Origin of the sequence: Shewanella sp. 10N.286.51.B7 (assembly GCF_002873615.1) — a bacterium.
Classification (GTDB): domain Bacteria; phylum Pseudomonadota; class Gammaproteobacteria; order Enterobacterales; family Shewanellaceae; genus Shewanella; species Shewanella electrodiphila.
Map to the genome: position 1 here is coordinate 1 of NZ_MCUF01000048.1, position 21330 is coordinate 21330.

At 35.2% G+C, this 21330-nt stretch carries 22 protein-coding genes; 5 read left to right on the forward strand and 17 right to left on the reverse strand.

Features of this window, described 5'->3' with window-relative positions; translation table 11 throughout:
• Nucleotides 1-60: 60 nt before the first annotated feature.
• Both BCU84_RS13675 and BCU84_RS13680 read right to left on the reverse strand, forming a co-directional pair.
• Nucleotides 61-711 carry an ABC transporter ATP-binding protein gene (locus BCU84_RS13675; RefSeq protein WP_102528638.1) on the reverse strand — a complete coding sequence of 217 codons (651 nt, stop codon included), beginning with the start codon at nt 709-711 and terminating at the stop codon, nt 61-63.
• A gap of 36 nt (nt 712-747) precedes the next feature.
• Nucleotides 748-1884: a glycosyltransferase family 4 protein gene (locus BCU84_RS13680; RefSeq protein ID WP_102528639.1), complete on the reverse strand. Its 1137-nt coding sequence runs from the start codon at nt 1882-1884 to the stop codon at nt 748-750.
• 34 nt (nt 1885-1918) lie between these two features.
• Between BCU84_RS13680 and BCU84_RS13685 the strand changes: the two genes are divergently transcribed.
• Nucleotides 1919-3040, forward strand: coding sequence for a CDP-glycerol glycerophosphotransferase family protein (locus BCU84_RS13685; protein ID WP_157936225.1), 1122 nt, complete (start codon nt 1919-1921; stop codon nt 3038-3040).
• An 11-nt stretch (nt 3041-3051) separates the two neighbouring features.
• Here the strand turns inward: BCU84_RS13685 and BCU84_RS13690 are convergent, their stop codons facing one another.
• The 11 genes from BCU84_RS13690 to BCU84_RS13740 all read right to left on the reverse strand — a co-directional run bounded on the left by BCU84_RS13690 (nt 3052) and on the right by BCU84_RS13740 (nt 14015).
• Nucleotides 3052-4161: a CDP-glycerol glycerophosphotransferase family protein gene (locus tag BCU84_RS13690; RefSeq protein WP_102528641.1), complete on the reverse strand. Its 1110-nt coding sequence runs from the start codon at nt 4159-4161 to the stop codon at nt 3052-3054.
• Nucleotides 4161-4556, reverse strand: a complete 396-nt coding sequence (gene tagD / locus BCU84_RS13695; RefSeq protein WP_102528642.1) for a glycerol-3-phosphate cytidylyltransferase — start codon at nt 4554-4556, stop codon at nt 4161-4163. Before tagD ends, BCU84_RS13690 begins: the two co-directional genes overlap by 1 nt.
• 23 nt (nt 4557-4579) lie before the next feature.
• Nucleotides 4580-5605 carry a glycosyltransferase gene (locus BCU84_RS13700; RefSeq protein ID WP_102528643.1) on the reverse strand — a complete coding sequence of 342 codons (1026 nt, stop codon included), beginning with the start codon at nt 5603-5605 and terminating at the stop codon, nt 4580-4582.
• Nucleotides 5606-5635: 30 nt separating this feature from the next.
• Complete coding sequence (locus BCU84_RS13705) at nt 5636-6886, reverse strand: CDP-glycerol glycerophosphotransferase family protein (protein ID WP_102528644.1); 1251 nt, start codon at nt 6884-6886, stop codon at nt 5636-5638.
• A gap of 19 nt (nt 6887-6905) precedes the next feature.
• Nucleotides 6906-8129 carry a lipopolysaccharide biosynthesis protein gene (locus BCU84_RS13710; RefSeq protein WP_241906437.1) on the reverse strand — a complete coding sequence of 408 codons (1224 nt, stop codon included), beginning with the start codon at nt 8127-8129 and terminating at the stop codon, nt 6906-6908.
• A 44-nt stretch (nt 8130-8173) separates the two neighbouring features.
• Nucleotides 8174-8959 (reverse strand): ABC transporter permease, encoded by a 786-nt coding sequence (locus BCU84_RS13715; protein ID WP_102528645.1) that lies wholly within the window; start codon nt 8957-8959, stop codon nt 8174-8176.
• A 46-nt stretch (nt 8960-9005) separates the two neighbouring features.
• Entirely contained in the window at nt 9006-10742 is a 1737-nt protein-coding gene (locus tag BCU84_RS13720) for a polysaccharide biosynthesis/export family protein (RefSeq protein WP_102528646.1), read from the reverse strand.
• A gap of 4 nt (nt 10743-10746) precedes the next feature.
• Nucleotides 10747-11130: a hypothetical protein gene (locus BCU84_RS13725; RefSeq protein ID WP_102528647.1), complete on the reverse strand. Its 384-nt coding sequence runs from the start codon at nt 11128-11130 to the stop codon at nt 10747-10749.
• 81 nt (nt 11131-11211) lie between these two features.
• Entirely contained in the window at nt 11212-12252 is a 1041-nt protein-coding gene (gene wecA / locus BCU84_RS13730; RefSeq protein WP_102528648.1) for a UDP-N-acetylglucosamine--undecaprenyl-phosphate N-acetylglucosaminephosphotransferase, read from the reverse strand.
• 387 nt (nt 12253-12639) lie between these two features.
• Entirely contained in the window at nt 12640-13137 is a 498-nt protein-coding gene (gene rfaH / locus BCU84_RS13735) for a transcription/translation regulatory transformer protein RfaH (protein ID WP_102528649.1), read from the reverse strand.
• Between the two features lie 317 nt (nt 13138-13454).
• The gene (locus BCU84_RS13740) at nt 13455-14015 is read right to left on the reverse strand and encodes a DUF4136 domain-containing protein (protein ID WP_102528650.1); all 561 of its coding nucleotides are present in this window, start codon (nt 14013-14015) and stop codon (nt 13455-13457) included.
• A gap of 299 nt (nt 14016-14314) precedes the next feature.
• Here BCU84_RS13740 and yciH point away from each other — a divergent pair, with 299 nt between their 5' ends.
• From yciH to ruvX, 3 genes are all read left to right on the forward strand, one after another.
• The gene (gene yciH, locus BCU84_RS13745) at nt 14315-14644 is read left to right on the forward strand and encodes a stress response translation initiation inhibitor YciH (RefSeq protein WP_102528651.1); all 330 of its coding nucleotides are present in this window, start codon (nt 14315-14317) and stop codon (nt 14642-14644) included.
• 80 nt (nt 14645-14724) lie between these two features.
• Complete coding sequence (locus BCU84_RS13750; RefSeq protein WP_102528652.1) at nt 14725-15285, forward strand: YqgE/AlgH family protein; 561 nt, start codon at nt 14725-14727, stop codon at nt 15283-15285.
• 186 nt (nt 15286-15471) lie between these two features.
• Nucleotides 15472-15897 carry a Holliday junction resolvase RuvX gene (gene ruvX / locus BCU84_RS13755; RefSeq protein WP_102528653.1) on the forward strand — a complete coding sequence of 142 codons (426 nt, stop codon included), beginning with the start codon at nt 15472-15474 and terminating at the stop codon, nt 15895-15897.
• Nucleotides 15898-16061: 164 nt separating this feature from the next.
• Here ruvX and hemH read toward each other — a convergent pair whose 3' ends face one another.
• The 4 genes from hemH to BCU84_RS13775 all read right to left on the reverse strand — a co-directional run bounded on the left by hemH (nt 16062) and on the right by BCU84_RS13775 (nt 20414).
• Nucleotides 16062-17075: a ferrochelatase gene (hemH, locus tag BCU84_RS13760; RefSeq protein ID WP_102528654.1), complete on the reverse strand. Its 1014-nt coding sequence runs from the start codon at nt 17073-17075 to the stop codon at nt 16062-16064.
• 262 nt (nt 17076-17337) lie between these two features.
• Nucleotides 17338-17883 (reverse strand): glutathione peroxidase, encoded by a 546-nt coding sequence (locus tag BCU84_RS13765; protein WP_102528655.1) that lies wholly within the window; start codon nt 17881-17883, stop codon nt 17338-17340.
• A gap of 369 nt (nt 17884-18252) precedes the next feature.
• A complete protein-coding gene (locus tag BCU84_RS13770; RefSeq protein WP_102528656.1) occupies nt 18253-19365 on the reverse strand; it encodes a PilT/PilU family type 4a pilus ATPase in 1113 nt (370 codons plus the stop codon).
• 11 nt (nt 19366-19376) lie between these two features.
• Nucleotides 19377-20414, reverse strand: coding sequence for a type IV pilus twitching motility protein PilT (locus BCU84_RS13775; RefSeq protein WP_102528657.1), 1038 nt, complete (start codon nt 20412-20414; stop codon nt 19377-19379).
• Between the two features lie 35 nt (nt 20415-20449).
• Here BCU84_RS13775 and BCU84_RS13780 point away from each other — a divergent pair, with 35 nt between their 5' ends.
• Nucleotides 20450-21139 carry a YggS family pyridoxal phosphate-dependent enzyme gene (locus BCU84_RS13780; protein ID WP_102528658.1) on the forward strand — a complete coding sequence of 230 codons (690 nt, stop codon included), beginning with the start codon at nt 20450-20452 and terminating at the stop codon, nt 21137-21139.
• Nucleotides 21140-21330: the final 191 nt, after the last annotated feature.

The following is a 21330-nucleotide window of genomic DNA, read 5'->3' on the forward strand; positions in this document are numbered from 1 at the left end:
AGCAGGTAAGCAGGTAAGCAATAAAATTAAGAGTCATTAAAAAAGCACTACAAATTTACGCTATAACTCTTCATATATTTGTAACGCTTTCTGTAAATCATCATAAAAGGTTAATTTCCCATCATGTAAGATAATTGCACTGTCACAAAACTCTTTTATTTCTTTCATATCGTGGCTAACCATTATGACATTGGCAGCCTTACTTCTTGCAAGCAATGACGCTTTGGCTTTTTTTCTAAATTTTTGATCACCAACTGATGTCGCTTCATCAATAAGATAAATATCAAAATCAATTGATATGCAACAACCAAAAGCTAACCTTGAGCGCATCCCACTAGAATAACTTTTTACTGGTAAATCATATTTTACACCTAAAGCTGCGAATTTCTTTACCTTCTCTTCATACTCAGATAAATCGGACACACCATTAACACGGCCAATAAAACGCGTATTCTCACGGCCAGTCATTTCTTTATGAATACCTGTCGCCAAAGCAACTGGCCAAGATAACTTTTGGTCCGTAATGACTGAGCCGGAATTGGGATATTCGCTTCCGGCTAACATTCTAAATAAAGTTGATTTACCTGCACCGTTAGAGCCTAATAAAGCAATGTTATGGCCACTAGGAATCGTAAAATCAATATTTTTAAAAATGTATTGATTGCCCAACTCTGACGGATAGTATTTAGTCAAATTATGTAATTTTATCATTTCTATTTAATATCTTAACTGCAGTGTTGTTTAACGTTAAATTGTATTAATCAAATCTAGGTAATGCCTGGACACTTTTAAATGACAAAATTGTTCCTCAGCTTTAGCTCTACCTAACCTGCCCATTTCAAGTCTATTATGATGACCCATGTCAATGATTTCTATCATTGCATTTGCCAGCTCTTCAATGCCTTTTGGTGGCACCAAATATCCATTAACACCATCATCTACAGTATCTCTACAACCTACATTATTTGTGGTAATAATTGGTTTCCCCATTGAGCAAGCTTCAATTAAGCATTGAGGTAAACCTTCACGATAAAAAGATGGTAAAACAACACAATCTTGCTCTTTTACAATCGAATAAACATCATCTGTTTCACCAAGATAATCAACAACAGAGTTTTTATCTATTTCTGACAATGCTTCATGAGATATTCTTTGAGGATTTTGTTCATCAACAAACCCAAGTAAAGAAAACTGTAATTTAACCTTATCAATCGCGTTTGTATCACGTTTAATTAAAAACGTTGCAACTTGCTCAGCAGCTTCTACAAACTGTAACACACCTTTTGTTTTAAGCATTCTAGCAACGAGAATGAACCTGACACATTGATCATCTTTGGATTGATGCAACGGAAATGATTTCAAATCTAAACCGATTCCGTAAACACGTGAACTATTCAATTTATTTACTAAGCCATTTGAGAGATAGATATCCCAATCTTCCATGTTTTGAAATACGACATGATGTGCTAGCGGTTGAGTTAATTTGAGTAACATTTTGCCAAGTGAAGACTTGATCCCTTTCTCGGTAAAAATTGATCCCAAACCAGCGACACTGTTAATGACCTTAACACCTTGGAGTCTTGATACTAATGTTGAGTATATGTTCATCTTAGGTGTGAAATTTAGCACTACATCCGGGTTTATTTTTTTAATGCAACTGTATAGTCCTGTAAATGTTTTGAGCTCAGAAACGACATTGGCACCGGCACGGTCAATTTCAATTTCATGATATATGCAGCCTAATTTTTCTATTTTTATTGAAAATTTGTCTAACGGTGCGATCACATAAACTTTGTGTCCAGCTTTCAAGAACTCTATAATACTGGCTTTAAAGAAATTATAAACAAACCATGAGGTATTAGAGGTTATTATGATTTTTTTCATTATTATTCTGTAACTTATATGGGTGAGGCACACTTTGTCTTTTTTTAAAAATAGTAAAATTAGATTAATTTTTCAGATATTTAGATACCTAATTTTACTACCAATAAATCTACTTTGTTCTATTATCCCTGTATCGCGCAATGTATGGGTATTTGGGCATATACATGGTTATACAGACAATTCAAAATATGTTTTTAAGTACGTTCAGCAGCATTATTCTGAAATTAATGCTATTTGGATCGTTCAAAATAAAACAATAAATGTGGATACTTTGTATAAGGACAAATTTTACTATAAATATAGTTTGAAAGGTATATTTTACACCCTGGTAGCCAAAAAGTTTGTTTACGCAACCGGTTCATCAGACATTTCTCCGTTAGTGCCTTCATTTGGCAGAGATAAATATCAACTTTGGCATGGTTGGCCAATTAAAAAGCTTGGATTACTCTCACCTGAAACATTTCCTTCCTCTATGCCTATTATAAAAAGTGTTATAGCCAAGTTATTAATCACCCGATTTGACCAATATAAGTATGTGTTCAGTCACGATAAAGCAACTGAATTAATTCTTTCTCAATCATTTTCGCTCCCTTCTCACAAAGTAGTTAACACTGGCTGGCCTAGATTCGACAAAGCTAGACCAGGACATAGTATTAGAAATAAACCAGCGTCAATCGTTACAATACTATATGCACCTACTTGGCATACTGATAACAGTACAGTTATTAACCTAAAAAAACTCAGTAGTGAAGCATTTCAAGAGTTTCTTTCAAAGAATAACTACCAATTACTCGTGAAACTGCATCCCCTAGAAAAAAATATAAATATCATTGAAACTGATAATTTTATGTTGGTGGCAAAGGAAGATACTGTAGAACAACATTTGTTATCATCAGATATTTTTATAAGTGACTTTTCCAGCCTACTTGTTGACGCTTCAATTGATAAAGAAGTATATCTTTTTGGACATAACTTAAAGAGCTATATTGATAGTAGAGGAATTAATAAGCAGTACTTAAACACATATCATGATTTTTTTAACGATGAAGTGAATGATCTCATCCAATCTATCACAGACAAACAAACTGTTGATTTTTTTGTCAGCTTGAAAAAAAACACTTGCAAATCAATCATTGAAAAAATAAAAACAGATTAAACGTAAAAGGTTTAATAATTCGTCATAATTCTGTGTTCAATTTCTGCAACAGCAAGATTTGCATCGTTATTAAAATGATATCTGTTATATAGTTTATTATATTGTTTAGAATCATTTAATTCAGTATAGCTCGACAAATAGCTTAATGTTTCAATGAAATTATTGTGCACTTTAGATGGAATAGAAATTTCAAAATCATTAATAAATCCATGATTTTCTTTGTAATCATCTAGATCAGGGCAATAAAAAACAATTGGTTTTCTCTTTAATAAATAATCGACCCAAATACTTGAATAGTCGGTGATTAATGAATCAGTATATCTCAATAAAATATTCTGATTTTTTATGCTACTAACATCGACTATATGAGGGTGTTTAAAAAATGAATCATCACTACATGATGAGAACTTATGATACCTCACTAGTAGCAAAATGTTTTGACTTATCAAGTATTGATGTAAATAACTGATTTCTTCTTTGGTTAAATTTAATGGATCATTAAATTGATGGCTATCGCCTCTATATGTAGGAGCCCACAACAAAGTTTTTTCAAATCCCTGAATAATGTTCCTTATTTGAGTATTGTCATCGTATAGGTCGATCTTTTTTAATTCAGTTTCGTTACAAGTCGTATAAATATTACGTGGCAAACCTGAAGCTAATAGCTTGTCATCACTAACATTAAAACACTTCTGCATTTGAACTGAATCAAAATCTGAGTTCGATAATATTAGATCTGTAACGTTTGATTGATAATCAAGAAAGTCTTTTGAAAATCGTTCTTTAAGTAAACATCGAATATTTTTAATCGGGCTACCATGCCAGACATTTATACAGTAATGATTACCCTTGGTTAGGCCCATTGGCAAACTATGATCAAAAATTATAACTTTAGAACGATAAATGTTATAAAAGCACTTTAAACTTCTTAAAGGCTTAGAGCTGGATACATGATTTCCATCAACCACAATTACTTCAAATCTATCTTTATACTTTGTATAAAGTATTTGTTGATTGGGATCCCAACAAGTCCTTGCAGTGATAAAAAAACAAACTCGAGACTTTTTAGGAAGGCAAACGTCAAATAAATTTAATACCTTCCTCAAAAATGATTTATACATTAACTAAACTTACTAATTATTTCATTTTTTCTTTCTGTCGTCGAGACACCTTCAGTTCTTGGCAGATATACGACTTCACAATACTCTTTCAAGAAGTCAAACTTACCTTCCCAATCGTCTCCTATTACAAAAACATCAATGTTATTCTCAACAACATCTTTTATTTTTTGATCCCAATTTGTTTCTGCAATAACTTCGTCGACATATTTAATGCTGCCAACAATTTCTGCTCTTTCATAATATGGTTGTGCACAGACTTTACTTTTTGATTCAAGGTTGAACTCATCTGTAGAGATTGCAACAGTTAAGTGGTTACCCAAGGCTTTAGAGCGACGTAATAGGTTTAAATGACCAATGTGAAATAGATCAAAAGTGCCATATGTTAAAATTTTCATTTAAAATCCTAGAGTTTGGTAAGTTATTTTAGTTTATTTTTTGTTGTTTTTAATGAATTTATTTCTTTCTTCAACTCTAACAGCTGAACATAATCTATTACCCATTCAATTTGGTTATCTAATATCAACCTATAAAGTTTTATATATTCAGAACTACATTGTTTATTGATTAGCTCAATATTAACTTTTACATAATCTTTGATTAAATCAAATGCATTTATTGAAGTTTCATCATTTAACACTATTTCTCTTATATGTCTAACGAGTCTGTGTTGAAAGTTTAATCTTACCTCATTTCGAGTAAATAAGTATTTACCTCTTTCAGTTTGAGAGATTCTGTATGTCTCATCCATTTGTATAAATCGGCTTTTCAAATTATATTCACTCAGCCTTTCTTGAGTGATTGATTTGCTGACACCACTTCGCCTACGGTAATAGTAAACTTCATTTTTTATAAAAGTGGAAATTTTGTCAGTTAACAAAGCAACTTGGTAAGAGAAAATAAAGTCTTCTGAACTTATTCCTTCTTTAAAAGTGAGTTCATTATCAATTAAGAATTGGGTTCGATACAGTTTAGAATGTACAGCAATAACATTTAACAACACTGGGTATTCATAAACATTACAATTTGTAATTTCATGACTGAATACTTTTGAATCTAACTCAAGGTTTGGTTCGTACACATCATCTATAATCCAGCCTCTTCTACCAATGACAAGATCACTATCAGACTCTTTAATTCGCAGATATAGATCACTCAAAGCTGTTGGTGTCAGTACATCATCGGAATCTACAAAGCAGATGAATTCACCTTTCGCTAGTTTTAGGCCTACATTTCTGGCAGCACTTGCACCAGAGTTAGCTTGATGTATAAGTTTTAAATCAAACTCGCTACAATGCATTTCCACGATTTCGACAGAGTTATCAGTAGAACCGTCATTTACAATTATCAACTCAAAATCTTTTTCTGTTTGTGATTTAATCGAGTCAATACAATTCAGAATATATTCTGAAGCATTGTACATAGGCATAATTATACTGATTTTCATAACTGCTCCAAGATAATAAATCTTTACTCATTACTCAGCTGTTAACTGACCATTCAGCTCAATTAGTTTTGTTGTCATTTCTTCTGTAGCCGTACCAATATTACTAAGGTAATAATTTTTGATAATTTGACGAGTACCACTTAATAGATCGCCATTAACTTGATCTAAAATTAGCTGTTCGATATTTTGATAGTCTTCATCTTTCAACAAGTAACCACCTTCAACAAATTTTGGTATACCTGAATTAAAAAAATCAGTCGCTAAGAATGGTTTATCAAAAGAAAGATAATCAATAGCAACAGAAGTATTATCAAATATAGCAATATCGACTAAATTAAAGAAAGATTCAGTGCTCTCTTGTGTATCATAAAGCGCATTTTCATCTTCGTTTATCATTTGAATAATTTTTAGATGAGCTTGCTTCTCCATTTCACATGTTGTTCCAACAGCAGGGTGAGGCTTGTAAATTAGTTGATAACGTTCATCATTCAAAAGACGTTCAGCTATTGTCTCACCATACTTAGCAATTGAGGAATAGTTCATAGATTCATGAGTAGCAGCCCAGGTTGGTGCGTACATGACTTTTATGCGTTCCTCTTCAAGTATAGTAGTTGAATCTTCAATGTATTCAATCTGAGGTCTTCCAATTTCTACGAAGTTATCCTCTGGACAACGAATTAAATTATTCTTATACCTATCTGTTCCAGCTTTACCTGCTGTAAACACAAAATCATAAGCTTTAGCTTGATTTGAGTACATGCACGACTTCTCACTTTCACCGTGGTTAATGTGAATATGATAAGCTTTATTATAAATTAGCGATTGAAAGTTTTTGTAGCCATTGTTCACGTACAAAACTGATTTAATGTTTTTCTTTTCATAAAAAGCGATTAAATCATCTATTGTGTGTATGTACCTGATATCTAGTGGTGTTTTTTCAGACAGTAAAAGTTCATACACTTTGTAACTTCTTACTAATATAGTAAAATTGATACTCTCATTAATCACTTTAACAGTCGGTAACCATTGTTTTAATTGATAAATTTTTTCAACACCATCTGAAAAATAAATAACTGAATCAATGTTTTCTTTTGAAAACATATTCATTGAAATTCTTGTAATCAAACTGTATTGAGGCGCATAACTTACTTTTTTTCTTGAAACCTTCCTTGAAGAGTTCCTTCTAGCTACAGTTTTTACTTTACCGCGATTAAAAACCTTATAATAAACTTTTTTAGTTATCTCAAATAAACCAACAGCTCTCAGAATTCTTTTAAACATTTACTTTACTCTTTACTCTTTACTTTAACTCGTTAAAGGTAGACAACACTATTCTACCAATGCCATATAATAAAAATAATATTACACTTAGCAGAGCAATATTATACATCACCTTAGGGTATTGATTATCTTCAGGTTCAGTTGGACTCTCAATTTGTATCAGGTATTTTAGTTGTCTATATGCTTCTACTCTAGATTTTTCCATTGAGATTGTAGATGAAGCAAAGCCTTTTATTGCTAGCTCAAGTTCAATTTTTAAATCAGAAAACTTTGCTAAAACTTGGCTAACCGATAAGTCCCCAGCATCTGTATTATTTTGCTGAGTAAGTCGATCTTTTTCAAATCGAAGCTGTTCTTGGTAAGCCTTGATTTGATTTTCAATATTAATGATTTGAGGAGCTACGTCGCTCATAACCCCTTTTAAAGTAGTTAACTCAGTATTTTTAGATGCTATTTGAGCTTCAATCCCATACACTATCTGAGCTAATGCTTTACCTTCTTCTTCAGGGTTCAAGAGGTTATATTTTTGCTGAAATGATAACAATTCTGTTTGCGCTGTGATCAACCTTGTTTCAACTGAAAGATGTTCCTGTTTGATGAAGGCCAGTTGAGCATCTGCCAATTGGTGTCCAATATCATTGATATACCACTCAGCTTTATTACCAATCTCTGTAGCTAATAACGTTGCAAACTCAGAATTAAACCCTTGTGCCTTTACAGTAATAATTGCGGATTTTTCGTCTATAGAAACTTCAACCATTGATTTATAGTATTGAGAAAAATCTTCTTTAGATTGCCAACTAAACAATCTACTAAATACATCCGCCTCATTACTTTCAAAGTGCTCTCTTAATGATATCTTTTCATCTAGATAACTAAGCATGTCATTAGAATTGATGAATGACTGCACTATTTGAGTATCACTATTGGTAGAAGTTGCCCCTAAGCCTGTTAGTAATGCCATACTTGGATCTAAAGTTGACATGCCATCTGGCTGTTGAACTATCAATTGCATTTGACTTTCAAATCTTGGACTGGCCCAAGTAATTTGATAAAAAGAATAAACTAATATTGGAAGTAGAACGAATAGTCCGAGTGGAGTAATTATATGTTTTAAATAGCTATTACTGGCCATCTTCATTTTTATACTTGACACTTTGTCATTAAAAACTGAAAAAGATGACTTAACCGAAACCTTTTTTGATTCAGATGTATCTATTTTATTTTCTTCAGCATTATTCACTTTGAATATGTCTCTTCATTATTATGATAATTCATGGTTTCTACTTAACGACTAATTGCTTGCTTCCAGCTTAAGGTGTAGCAGCATAAGGAAAAAAACGTCAATGTAATCGTTACTAGAAATAAATAAAGCTCACTGACACCTAATGCATTGTAACCTGGATATGCTGCAAATCTCGATAACTCAATTGCATGTAAAATAGGATTCCATTGAAAAAAAATCCATATTTTTTCAGGTAAATCTTGAAGACTAAAAAATACGCCTGAAATAAAAAATAACGGACGCTGCAATAACGTTCTGATTTTATCTGTTTCAGGAATAAAAGCCCTAACTAAGGCAAAAAGCATCCCTATACTAGTCGCTAACAGCCAGATACATATCAAATAAGCTAAAATTCTGAGAGGATCATAAATTAGAATCTCAATTTTAAAAAGGTACATGATAATTGCTAAGACACCGATAACAGCAACTTTATTAATCAATTCAAATAATGCAACTGCAATAACTGATGCTATAGGCTGAACCTGCCTAAAAGTAAAAAGCTGTTTATTTTTCTTTATACTGCCTGAGGTTGAAGTCAATGTAGTTAAAAATAACTGAATGCATATCATCCCATATAGCATGAATACGAAGGTTGGAAGTGTATGAGTATCTCCACCGTCGATACTTCCACGGATATAGGATAATACAAAAATAAACGAAACTGGCTGAGCAACAGCCCAGCTGACCCCTAATTTATCGCTAAACTTACTTTTTATTTCACGTAAAAAAATCGCAAATATAACATCAGTCCATACGTTTAATAATGTTCGCTGTTTAACAAATGCCATAATTACTCAACAAATTCTAAATGTAGATTATTCAAAACCGTAAATGCTAATTTATCGCGTTTGCAGCTACAGCAATTTGATATATTATTTGCGTAACATCTTTCACTGATTGCATAATTTTGGCATCAACCTTAGGTAATACCAAGATTTGATCACCCGCCTGAAGATTTGTACTAGCATTCATTTCAATCATGCCATTTTGTCTGATAACCATAATTTGTTCATAGTCAGCTCTTTCAGAAAAACCACCGGCCCAGGCTATGTAATCAGTTAAAACGGCTTCATCATTAAACACTACAGCTTGTGGCATAATAACTTCACCACCAATATGAATTAAATCGGTTTTTGATGGGATGAATACAATATCCCCCGTCTCCAGTAAAACATTTGCTACTTTGTTTGAATCAGAAACAATAACCTTACCTAAAGGTTGAACAAGTCTTGCTCGCTTAGTGAATTCAAGTACCATTCGTGCTTCTTCTGCACGAATTCGAGCTTCTCCATCTGATGATGCAGGAGCAGTAAAAACACTTCTCTCTAACCGGTTTAGTGAGTCATCAATCATTTGTTTTTGTTTTAATGCAACACTTTGTCGTTGTATGTATACATTATGAAAATTAGTTTGATCCTCTTCTACTGGGATATTCGCTAATAAATCGTGTAATCTCGTATTTTTTTTCACAGCAAAATATGAAGGGCCTAAATAGCTTCCAGACACTTGTATATCGATAACCTGTGCTCTCAGGTCATCATTAAAGAACAACTTATCACCATCACTTAGCGTAAAGTTTTCAAATTCTTTAAAAGACATATAACGGGAAAATGGGCCAGTGCTACGATCGCCAATGACACCTACGTGACTTACTTTGGCTAATGGCCTTGCGTAACCAATTACTTCATTTCCAGAAGCTAATTCTTCTTTCAATTCAAATTTAAATGGATACCTTACGCTTCCTGCAACAACGACAGAGGCTCTTTGCTTTGAAACTAAGATGACATCTCTATCTTTAAAATTAAACGATGGCAAGAAACCTTTCACCATGAATTCATATAAATCAATTTCATGTATTAACTTATTGTTCCTGAGTACTTTTACATCTCTATAACTGCCTCGTTGCGAATCAATTCCACCTGCACGCTTTAAAAAGTACAGAAGGCTATCTGATGCTAAACCTGCATACTGTCCAGGCCTGACGACATTACCGGTAATAAAAATACTTACTGGTGTTGATGTTAATAAGTTAACGTATATTTGAACTGAATCTTTATAGGTAGTCCTGATTCTATTGGTAACAACCTCATTTAAGTTACTAGCCTTGACGTCTTTTACCGTCACGGGACCAATGTTTGATATAAAAATATTACCTTGAGAATCAACAGTTAAAACTTCTGAAATAGAAACTGCACCCCAAAGTTTAATCGATATTTTATCTCCTGGTGCGACTAAATAGTCTTCATTCAATCCATCTAAGCGTTCAGTTTCATAACCGCCAGCAAATAAATTTGCGCCAAAAGGAGGCGGCAAATCAACCTCTCCTACAGGAAGTAATGTTGAAACATCACTTTCTCCAGGCAACAGAAGACCCTGTCTTGATTGTTGTTGGTAGCTACCAAGATTATTGGTGTTATTATTAACTGACTGAGATTGAAGAGATTCAAATGTGTTCGCCGTCTGTCCAGTTAGAGTTTCATTATTTGTCAATGTAGACTCAGCAGCGAAACTAGCTGAAACATTAAACAATAATATCAAAATAACTAATCTCGCACATGACAAATTATTCATTTTTTCAATTACCTAGATTAATTTCATTCTTGTTATCGATTACATTAGACATTAAATACCATGCTTCAGAGGAGTTAGATTTACAAATAATTCGTTCAAATTTATCATCATTAGTATTCGTTACCTCTGAAGTAAAAACTTTTCTGCACTCAAGTCCTAATGCTGAAAAATATTTATTTCCAAATGTAATTTTAATATCATTGAATTCGTACAGCTCATTGTTTTTTCGATTTGAAAGTTGTTCCCAAAGAGCTTCTGGTACCAAGTCTGATGATTCTAGTACTTGATCATTCTTAATCATACTTCGGGATGCTTCGACTCTAGGTGGTGGTGAAGAGCACGCTGTGAGCATTGCAATTAATAAAAATATAACTGGTAAAGATTTCATATATTATTCTTAATATTTTCAGTAGTTTATATAGTGTTGGTAATCACAGGGTAACTCAAGTTAAATACTGGTAGTATTCAATCATTTTCTAAAAAACTTAATAATAGTCCAGACATTTTGTAGTGCGAAACTATAACAAAGGAAAACAACAACAAATCCCAGAAACATGACCCATTCCGGTGTATTATATACTTCAGCCAAACAACCAACTACTGCAAAAGTTGCAGCAATAGAAGAAACAAGTATTAAAGTTTGCTCTCTTGAAAAACCTGCTCTCTCAAAAATGTGATGTAGATGTTCTCTATCAGCTTTAAATGGAGACATTCCTTTATTTACTCTTCTGTACATTATTGCAGCCATATCCATCAATGGAATTGCAAAAATATATAAAGCTGTCACTGGCCTAAAAGCAGGGTCCGAAGCATCAGTACCTATAACCATTAGCCATACTATGGTCAAACCGATGAACATGTTTCCTGCGTCACCCATGAAAACTTTCGTAAAAGAAGTATGTGAGCTTAAATTGAAAATTAAATATGCAATTAAAGCAGGAATAAACAGAACAGGTAATAACACCCATTCACTGTCAGCCCTATGAAGTAAAAATGCAATACTACTAAAAGCAATCAGGCTAACCGAGCCAGCAAGCCCATCAATACCGTCCATCATGTTGACAGCATTAATTCCTGCTATAATTGCCACAATTGTAAAAGAAGCGCCTAAAAAGCCTAACTCTATATTTGTTAATCCGACGATACTTCCTAAATATGTAAAATGCTGTTCTGTCCCAAAAATCATTAAAGAAGCAATAATCACCTGAGCAATCAAACGTACTTTCACACTTAAATCATATCGATCATCTAAACTGCCAACAAAAAGAACCATCGCAGCCGCTACCAAGTAAATATTTAATTCCTGACTATGACTAAAGAAAATCATTGAAGCTGTAAGAATTGAAATATATATCCCAATTCCACCCACGAGTGGAATTTCTCCCACGTGCAGTTTTCTACCACCGTTAGGTAAGTCCACTAATCCCGCTCTAATAGCAATTGGTCTAGTAAGAAAAATAGTAATTAATGAAAGAACAAAACTAATTAACAGCGGGAGTAAATAATCCATTATTTATTCTCCATAATTCAAAGTTGTAATCATTTGGCAACATACTCATGTTAAATTTTGGTAAAGAGTTAGCTATAATTTTGCTACCGCCCTTAGATTCGGTCCCTAAAGTATCTAACGTGCTTAATGTTTAGTTAGTAGTTTGAGCTAAATCTCTTTTTATTATAACTAGTTTGGTATAATGAAAAATTTAGACTGTGTAAAAAGAACAGTAAAAATTTAAATCATATTCAAATGTCGAATTCAAGAAGCACAAATGTGTTTTTACTAATTAAAATACAATAACTTAAGCTTCAATAATATGAAATGGCGAATACTAACTCTCGAATTACTATAGCTAATATCTCACATACTGAGTGGACTAAATCCTTCAGTGGACATTAGGATTCAAATCATAAAACGAGTGATACTCTTCACATCTGTCTCAACTCTCTTTTGCTGCCCCATAATGTTAAACAATACAAAACAGCGTTTTTCTGCATTTTTTTCTTCGAAAATAGCTTCTAAATCAACGAAAGGACCTTCGGTAAATTTAACTTTATCTCCGCTTTGCAATCCTTTAACAATTTCAGGCTTATGCTGCTGAACTCGATTTTTTATTCCTTGTATGATCCTGTCATCAATTGGAGTCATATCTTCACGACAACCAATTATTCTTGAAGCACCGCGAGTTGAATGAATGCGGCTAACACTCACTTCTGTAGGGTCAAAATAAATGAATAAATAACAAGGGAATAGCGGAACTTCAACTAGCTTTGTTTTTCCTTGAGATGTTTTCTCTTCTTGAATGATAGGTAAGTAGCTTTCAATCTGTTGCATGGCTAAATTTTGTTGTGCTCGTAATTCGTTACGAGGCTTACAATATAACAGATACCATGATTTCATCTTTAGCTACTCTTTTATAATCCAATGGTGACTTCCTTTATCACCAGACTCGTGATTTTAGCAAAGGTGAAAGTGTAAAGAAATGGCTTTTAGCGTTTATGCTTATCAATTGATGAGATTTAATACACAAAATATCTCTAATGCTCTTTGCATCATAAAAATTGATGTAATACTCACAAATTAGAAAAAATTTTCCAACAAAAAAGCCAACTCTTTTCGAGTTGGCTAACTACAGCACCATTTACGAAACATTTTTAACAAGTTTCAAGTCTACTTAAACTACAAACATTTCCAAAATGAGATGCATCAAAATAAATTTATTTAACTTCAGGCTTCGGTGGGAAGTTCATCATCACTTCACCAATCGCATGATTGATGATTTCTACGCGCTCTTCTGGTGTGTTTTGATCACGAATAGTGTCAGCTACACTGCCACGCCATACAAGATTGCCGGTTTTCTTATCAACTAAATCTACAATCAATGTACCTACTTCGTACTCACGAACCGTAGTTTGAGTGTTCATACCTGCACCACCCCAGCCACGACGGCCATAGTATGGGTAATAACCGTAACTGGTATTAAACGTATCTACATTAATCTTTTTATTGACCTTGGTCAGGTAGTTAACCAGTAAATCAGCTTGATCTACTTCTACTTTTGACAAACCTTTTTGGGTGAGCTGTGAGTTAACTGCTTCTCTCACTCGTTGGTCCATTAAACCATCTAGATGGTAGGTGCTATCTTCATTTTTCTTTTCTACCCAAGCAAAGCTTTTGTATTGATCAAATGAAACGGCTGGATCATAGTCACTACTGGTCTTCAGTGTACTACAAGCACTTAATGCTAAAACGGCGGCAGCAACGAAAAGCTTTTTCATATTAACTCCAAATGGCAACAAGCAAACAAGTTGTTTTCATTTACTATTTAATGATTATATTCTGATTAATAATTAGCTTACCTAGGTAAACCTTAATCATCAACTGATTATATAAACAAAATGTGTCTAGTTCTGGTTATTTACAGAAAGCTTAATACGAGTACCTCAGAAAATAAACATAACTCATTGAGTTTTATATATCTTATCCTAAATCATTTCAAAGTTACTGAACCGTTCTCTTTAGCAGCATCATTTAGTTTGCTAAACTATTACTAACACTTTCTTACTTTTGTTACTTTATGAGAATTGATCCAAATATTTCCTTAGTTTACAGCACTGATGGCGGTAAAATTGAACAACCCAAAGTTGAGGCTTCTCCCCCTGAAGGTGATGGTATTGTCAGGATCCATAAAGACAGTAAAGGCCGTAAAGGAAAAGGCGTTAGTGTTATAAAAGGTTTGGGGTTGGCACCAAAAGAACTTAAGGCTTTAGCCCAAAAGCTCAAAAAACAGTGTGGTTGTGGCGGCACTGTCAAAGATTTTGATATTGAAGTTCAAACAGATGACCGTGACAAAATTAAAGCATTATTAGAAAAGCAAAACTACACCGTCAAGCTGGCTGGCGGTTAATAATTACGCTCAATTGATTTATCGGACGTATACCTTGCTTAGAACAGCATCCAACTTACGTATAAGCACAAGGATTTTTTATGGATAGCTTACAAGGTCATCTATTAATTGCTATGCCCTCATTAGAAGATACTTTCTTCGAGCGCTCTGTTATCTATATTTGCGAGCATAATGATAAAGGCGCAATGGGTGTGATGATCAACCGCCCTACCAATATTGTTATTGATGAATTACTGGATCAAATTGGCTTAACTAATGAGTCTGAACTGAGTTTGGATCTCGAAGGTCCCGTTTTACTAGGTGGACCTGTTGATACAGATAGAGGCTTTGTACTGCATACACCACAAGAGCAATGGGTTAATAGTGAGTCTATCAGTGATTTTTGTATGTTAACCACTTCTCGTGATGTGCTGAACTCACTTGGAACCAAAGCGTCACCAAAACAATTTGTCGTAGCCCTTGGTTACTCAGGCTGGAGTAAAGATCAACTTGAACAAGAACTAGCTGATAATACATGGTTAACTATACCTGCCACTTCTGAGTTACTCTTCGGTCAGGATGTTGAGCAACTATGGACTGAGGCGACGAAAAAGTTAGGGTTTGATATTTGGCAAATATCTTCTCAAGTTGGCCACTCATAACGTTTAAAACGTGTTGTTTAACCTTTAGTAATTTACTTATTTACTCATTTTAGTTACTTATTTTAGTTACTTATTTTAGTTACTTGCTCATTTTATTTTTTAGCGACTTGCAATGCATTCGCATCCCACATTTCTCTATGCCAGTCATTTAGGTTTTAATCAGCTGGTTTTTTTAAAGGCAAAAATATGCAATCAAAAACCGTTTTAGGGTTTGATTTTGGAACTAAAAGTATTGGAGTGGCTGTAGGTCAAGAAGTAACAGCCAGCGCAGCGCCAGTTTCTGCAATTAAAGCCAATGATGGCATTCCAAACTGGGATGACATTGAAGCAATCATTAAGGAATGGCAACCTGATCTAGTCGTCGTTGGCCTTCCACTTAATATGGATGGCACTGAGCAAGAGATGACTCAGCGCGCGAGAAAGTTTGCTAACCGCGTTAGTGGTCGCTTTGGAGTAAAGGTCGCGACACAGGATGAAAGGCTCACTACTACTGATGCTAAAGCGCGTCTTTTTGAGCTCGGCGGATACAAAAAGCTTACAAAAGGTCAAGTGGATGCAGTATCTGCTGTACTGATTATTGAGAGCTACTTTGAAAATCAATTTGCCGATTAAAAAATTTAGCTAGAAATTTCAATACAAAAAAGGAGCCATTTAGGCTCCTTTTTTAATTTAAGATACTAGAATTAAGATACAAACCTTTAGATACAATCTTTTAGATATAAAGCTTTAAATACAAGCCTTTAAATTCAAGTGCTAAGATGTTTAGCTTCAGAAACTTAAAGGTAAGGCTTAACCAAGTTTGCCATCATATTGATGTGGGCATCATTATCATTTAAACATTCGATATAACGGAATTTCTCACCACCCGCTTGTTCAAACACTTCTCGGTTTTCACCTTTAATCTCTTCAAGTGTTTCTAGGCAGTCAGCGCTAAATGCTGGACATACGACAGCAATGTCATTCACACCTTCTTTTGGTAATGCTTCCATTGTCGCATCGGTATATGGCTGCAACCATTTAGCTTTGCCAAAGCGCGACTGGAAAGTCATCACATATTCTTTTTCATCTAAACCTAATTTTTCAACCACTAAACGAGTTGTTTTTACACAAAAACAATAATATGGGTCGCCTAAATGTAAATTACGTTCTGGCATGCCGTGGTAAGACAACACCAGTTTTTCAGGTTTACCATTCTGGTCAAAATCCGCTTGTATTGATTCAGCTAGTGCATCAATAAAGGTTGGGTCGTCATGATAGGTATTGATAAAGTGCAGTGCCGGAATATAGCGCCACTTACATAGCTCTTTTGCAATCGCGTCAAATGCTGACGCTGTTGTAGGAGCGGCATATTGAGGATAAAGCGGTAAGACAACGATTCTATCAATGCCATCTTTATGCATTTTTTGAAGTACAGAAGGCGTTGAAGGATTACCATAACGCATTGATAAGTGCACCGATGCATCAACATCATTATCAGCAAATAGCTTTGCTAATTTACCTTGTTGTTTAAGGCTGATATCCATCAAAGGGGAACCATCTTCAGTCCACACTTCTTTGTATAAAGCTGCAGATTTTGCTGGACGAACACGTAAAATAATACCGTGTAGAATACACATCCAAACTAGCTTGGGTATTTCTACAACACGAGGATCAGCTAAAAACTCAGCTAAATACCTTCTAACCGCTGATGGTGTAGGTTCATCAGGTGTGCCTAAGTTCATTAATAACACGCCAGTTTTACCGCGTGACTTGTGGCCGTCTTCTTTACTTAAACCAGAAAATTTATACAAAACTGTCTCCGAAAAATTCCATCACAGGGTGAGCGATTAAACTCACTCAGATGCTAAAGTCTGTCGCATGCTCAAAACTTAATATTAGTCACTATAGCTAGTTACTATTGCTAGTTACTATTGCTAGTTACTAATATTAGTGAGTATTACTAGTTACTATTATTATAACTCGCTCTCATCATTACTGATTTAAAGAGCAAGGCTTGTAATGCTCACAAAGTAGCTAGATTGTAAGTAATTAGTTTTATTCACGATGCAAAATTTATAGCACAGACTCTATCGCTTTTTTCAGTTCTTCGCTATCCGGTTTTACTCGAGAGTTGAATTGCTGCACACTTTCACCATCTGCACTGACTAAGTATTTGTAAAAGTTCCATTTAGGTGCTGCTGTCTTGTCACCCAAATAAGCGAATACAGAGTTAACATCACTTCCTCTAACCGCTGATGTTGACACCATAGTAAAGGTCACGCCGTAATTGACGAAACAAACATCAGCAGTTTTTGCTTCATCATCTTCTTCTTGAAAGAAATCATCAGATGGAAAACCAATCACGACTAGGTCATCTTCATATTCTTTATGCAGTGTTTCTAACGCTTCAAACTGAGGCGTAAAGCCGCAATTACTCGCTGTGTTAACAATCAATACCGGTTTACCGTTAGTCACCTCACACAAGTCAACGACTTCATCAGAATGTAATTTTCTGGCTTCTACATTTAGATAATCAGGACAGCTATTTGCAAATACGCTAGGTGCTAAAAAAGAGCTCGTTAAAGCAAGTAAGCTAGAGGTTAATAGAAGCTTTTTCATAATGTTCCCTTTGATTGTTATCCAATAATTTGGGTATCGGCTTAAGTTCATATGTGCAAAGCAATCACTTTGCGAATCATAATCATATAATCGATTATACGTTGTTCTTATAAAAGCAGATCATCGATAGTGTAAATAATCACTTCAATATTTCCAGCCATATCTTCTAGTCACAGCTTCTAGTACAGCTTCTAGTACAGCTTCTAGGCACAGCTTCTAGACAGTAATGTTAAAGCTATATAAGTTACAGCCATAAAAAAACCAAAGTGAAGCCACTTTGGTCTTTAAATACTGCTATTCACTATCTGGTCTTAATCTCACTAAGGCTAATTCTAGTCTTAATATGACTAATTTTAGTCAAGACTCAATTTAACCTAAATCTAAAGTCACGCCATCCATCAAGCCTGAACCACTTGTTTCATTAGTTTGCAGTTTAATCATCAAGCGTAAATCATTTGGAGAATCAGCATGGTGTAATGCATCTGCATAGCTGATTTCTTTTTCTAAATATAAATCCAGCAAGGCTTGGTCAAAGGTTTGCATTCCTTGCTCACGAGATTTACTCATGGTTTCTTTAAGTAAATGCAGCTCATTTTTCGCAATCAAACTTGCAATACGAGGGGTGTTAATCAAAACTTCAATTGCTGCACGACGCCCTGAACCATCAGACTTAGCCACAAGCTGCTGAGCTACAATGCCACGTAAATTAAGCGATAAGTCAAACAGTAATTGATTATGCTTGCTTTCTGGTACCAAATGCATAATACGATCTAACGCTTGGTTAGCATTGTTGGCGTGCAAGGTTGCCATACATAAGTGACCTGTCTCAGCAAACGCCAGCGCAAACTCCATGGTTTCTTGAGTTCGGATCTCACCAATCAAAATAACATCTGGCGCCTGACGCAGTGAGCTTTTAAGTGCAGCGTCAAAAGAATCAGTATCAATACCAACTTCACGTTGAGTAATAATACTTTTTCTATGGTCGTGAACAAATTCTACAGGGTCTTCAATGGTCAAAATGTGGCCGCGAGCATGAGCATTTCGATAACCCACTAATGATGCCAATGAAGTTGACTTACCAGTACCTGTACCACCAACCATAATAATCAAGCCACGTTTACTCATGACTAAGTCTTTTAAGATTGGTGGCAGCTTTAAATCATCAACTTCAGGTATTTTTGTCTCAATGCGGCGCATAACACAGCCAGGAGACTCACGTTGCCAAAAAGCACTGACACGAAATCGACCTAAATCTTTTGCTGCAAATGCAAAGTTACATTCACGCGAGTCATGAAACTCTTGTTTTTGCACATCAGTCATTAAAGACTCAACAAAATCCAAAGACTGCTCTGGGTTAAAACTGGTTTCAGAAAGCGGTCTTAGCTCACCATCAATTTTTGCACTTGGCGGGAATCCCGCTGTCACAAATAAATCAGAGGCTTTTCGGTCAACCATGACCTTTAAAAAAGGACGTACATCCATTCAATTAACCCTTAAAAGTTAGCTTGTTTATTCGAGCTTTTAGACATTGCATCATCACGGGTAATTAAACCGCGATTCACTAAATTTTGTAAACACTGCTCAAGGGTTTGCATGCCATGTGACATACCCGTTTGAATTGCTGAGTACATTTGTGCGACTTTATCTTCACGGATCAAGTTACGAATCGCAGGTGTGCCCATCATAATTTCATGTGCAGCGACTCGACCGCCGCCCACTTTCTTAATCAGAGTTTGTGAAATTACTGCCTGAAGTGATTCAGATAACATGGTTCGTACCATATCTTTTTCACCGGCTGGGAATACATCGACGATACGGTCAACGGTTTTTGCCGCCGAAGTGGTATGCAAAGTACCAAATACTAAGTGACCGGTTTCTGCTGCGGTCATTGCAAGTCGAATAGTTTCAAGGTCACGCATCTCACCTACAAGAATAACATCGGGATCTTCACGAAGTGCTGAACGCAGAGCGGCATCAAAACCATGAGTGTGTTTATGGACTTCACGCTGGTTAACCAAACACTGCTTGTTTTGATGTACGAATTCTATTGGGTCTTCGATGGTCAAAATGTGATCATGGCGTTCATTGTTAATATAATCAACCATTGCCGCTAGCGTGGTCGACTTACCTGAACCTGTAGGGCCTGTTACCAATACAAGGCCACGGGGGAAACTTGATATTTTCTTAAAGATTTCTGGAGCACCGAGTTGCTCTAATGATAAAATTTCACTTGGAATGGTACGGAACACTGCACCAGCACCACGAGACTGGTTAAATGCATTCACACGAAAACGCGCAAGGTTAGGAACTTCAAACGAGAAATCGATTTCTAAATGTTCTTCAAAGTCCTTACGTTGTTTATCATTCATGATGTCATACACTAAACCGTGCACGGCTTGATGATCTAATGCAGGTAAATTAATTTTTCTGACTTCACCATCTACACGGATCATTGGCGATACGCCTGCTGAAAGGTGTAGATCCGAGGCATTGTGCTTTACACTAAAGGCAAGTAACTCAGTTATTTCCATGGTCAATGACATCCATTTAAACAAATAAAAACAATATGACAACAATAGCAGACCGAATATCAATCGCCCAGAGCCAAATCGCTCAAGCGGCGCAAAATTGTTCACGTAACAGTGAAGAAGTCACTCTTCTTGCGGTAAGTAAAACTAAACCCATTGAAGATATCATTGCGGCATACGAGGCTGGTCAGCGATGCTTTGGCGAAAACTACGTCCAAGAAGGCGAAGAAAAAGTCATCGCCTTAAGTCAAAGCCACCCAGATATTGAATGGCATTTTATTGGCCCGCTGCAATCCAATAAGTCACGCATTATTGCTGAGCACTTTGATTGGATGCATACCTTAAGTCGCGAGAAAATTGCTACACGGCTTAATGAGCAACGACCTGATGACAAGTTACCACTGCAAGTGTGTATCCAAGTTAATGTCAGTAATGAAGCCAGTAAATCTGGCGTTAGCTCTGAAGAGGTTAAACATCTTGCACAAATAATTGATAAGTTACCTCATCTTACTTTGCGCGGCTTAATGGCAATTCCAACAGCAACTGAAGATGTAAACTTGCAAAGGCAAGAATTTGCTCAACTTGAAAACTTATATCTTGAACTTAAACAACAATACCTTAGTGTAGACACACTTTCGATGGGCATGAGCAGCGACTTAGCTATCGCTATTGAACACGGTTCAACCATGGTAAGAATTGGTACCGGAATTTTTGGTTCACGAGCTTAAGCTTTGAAACGACTAATAGATTTGAAACGACTAATAGATTTGAAACGTTTAATTAAAAAGTCAGCTTTAAATGTAAGAACACACTTTTATCAAGTGATGGCTATGTTTTTAAGCTGTTATTCATGAAGGATAATTTATAATGACAGCCTTGTAATGAGCCATGAAAGCCCAAATATAAGACTCCTACACGT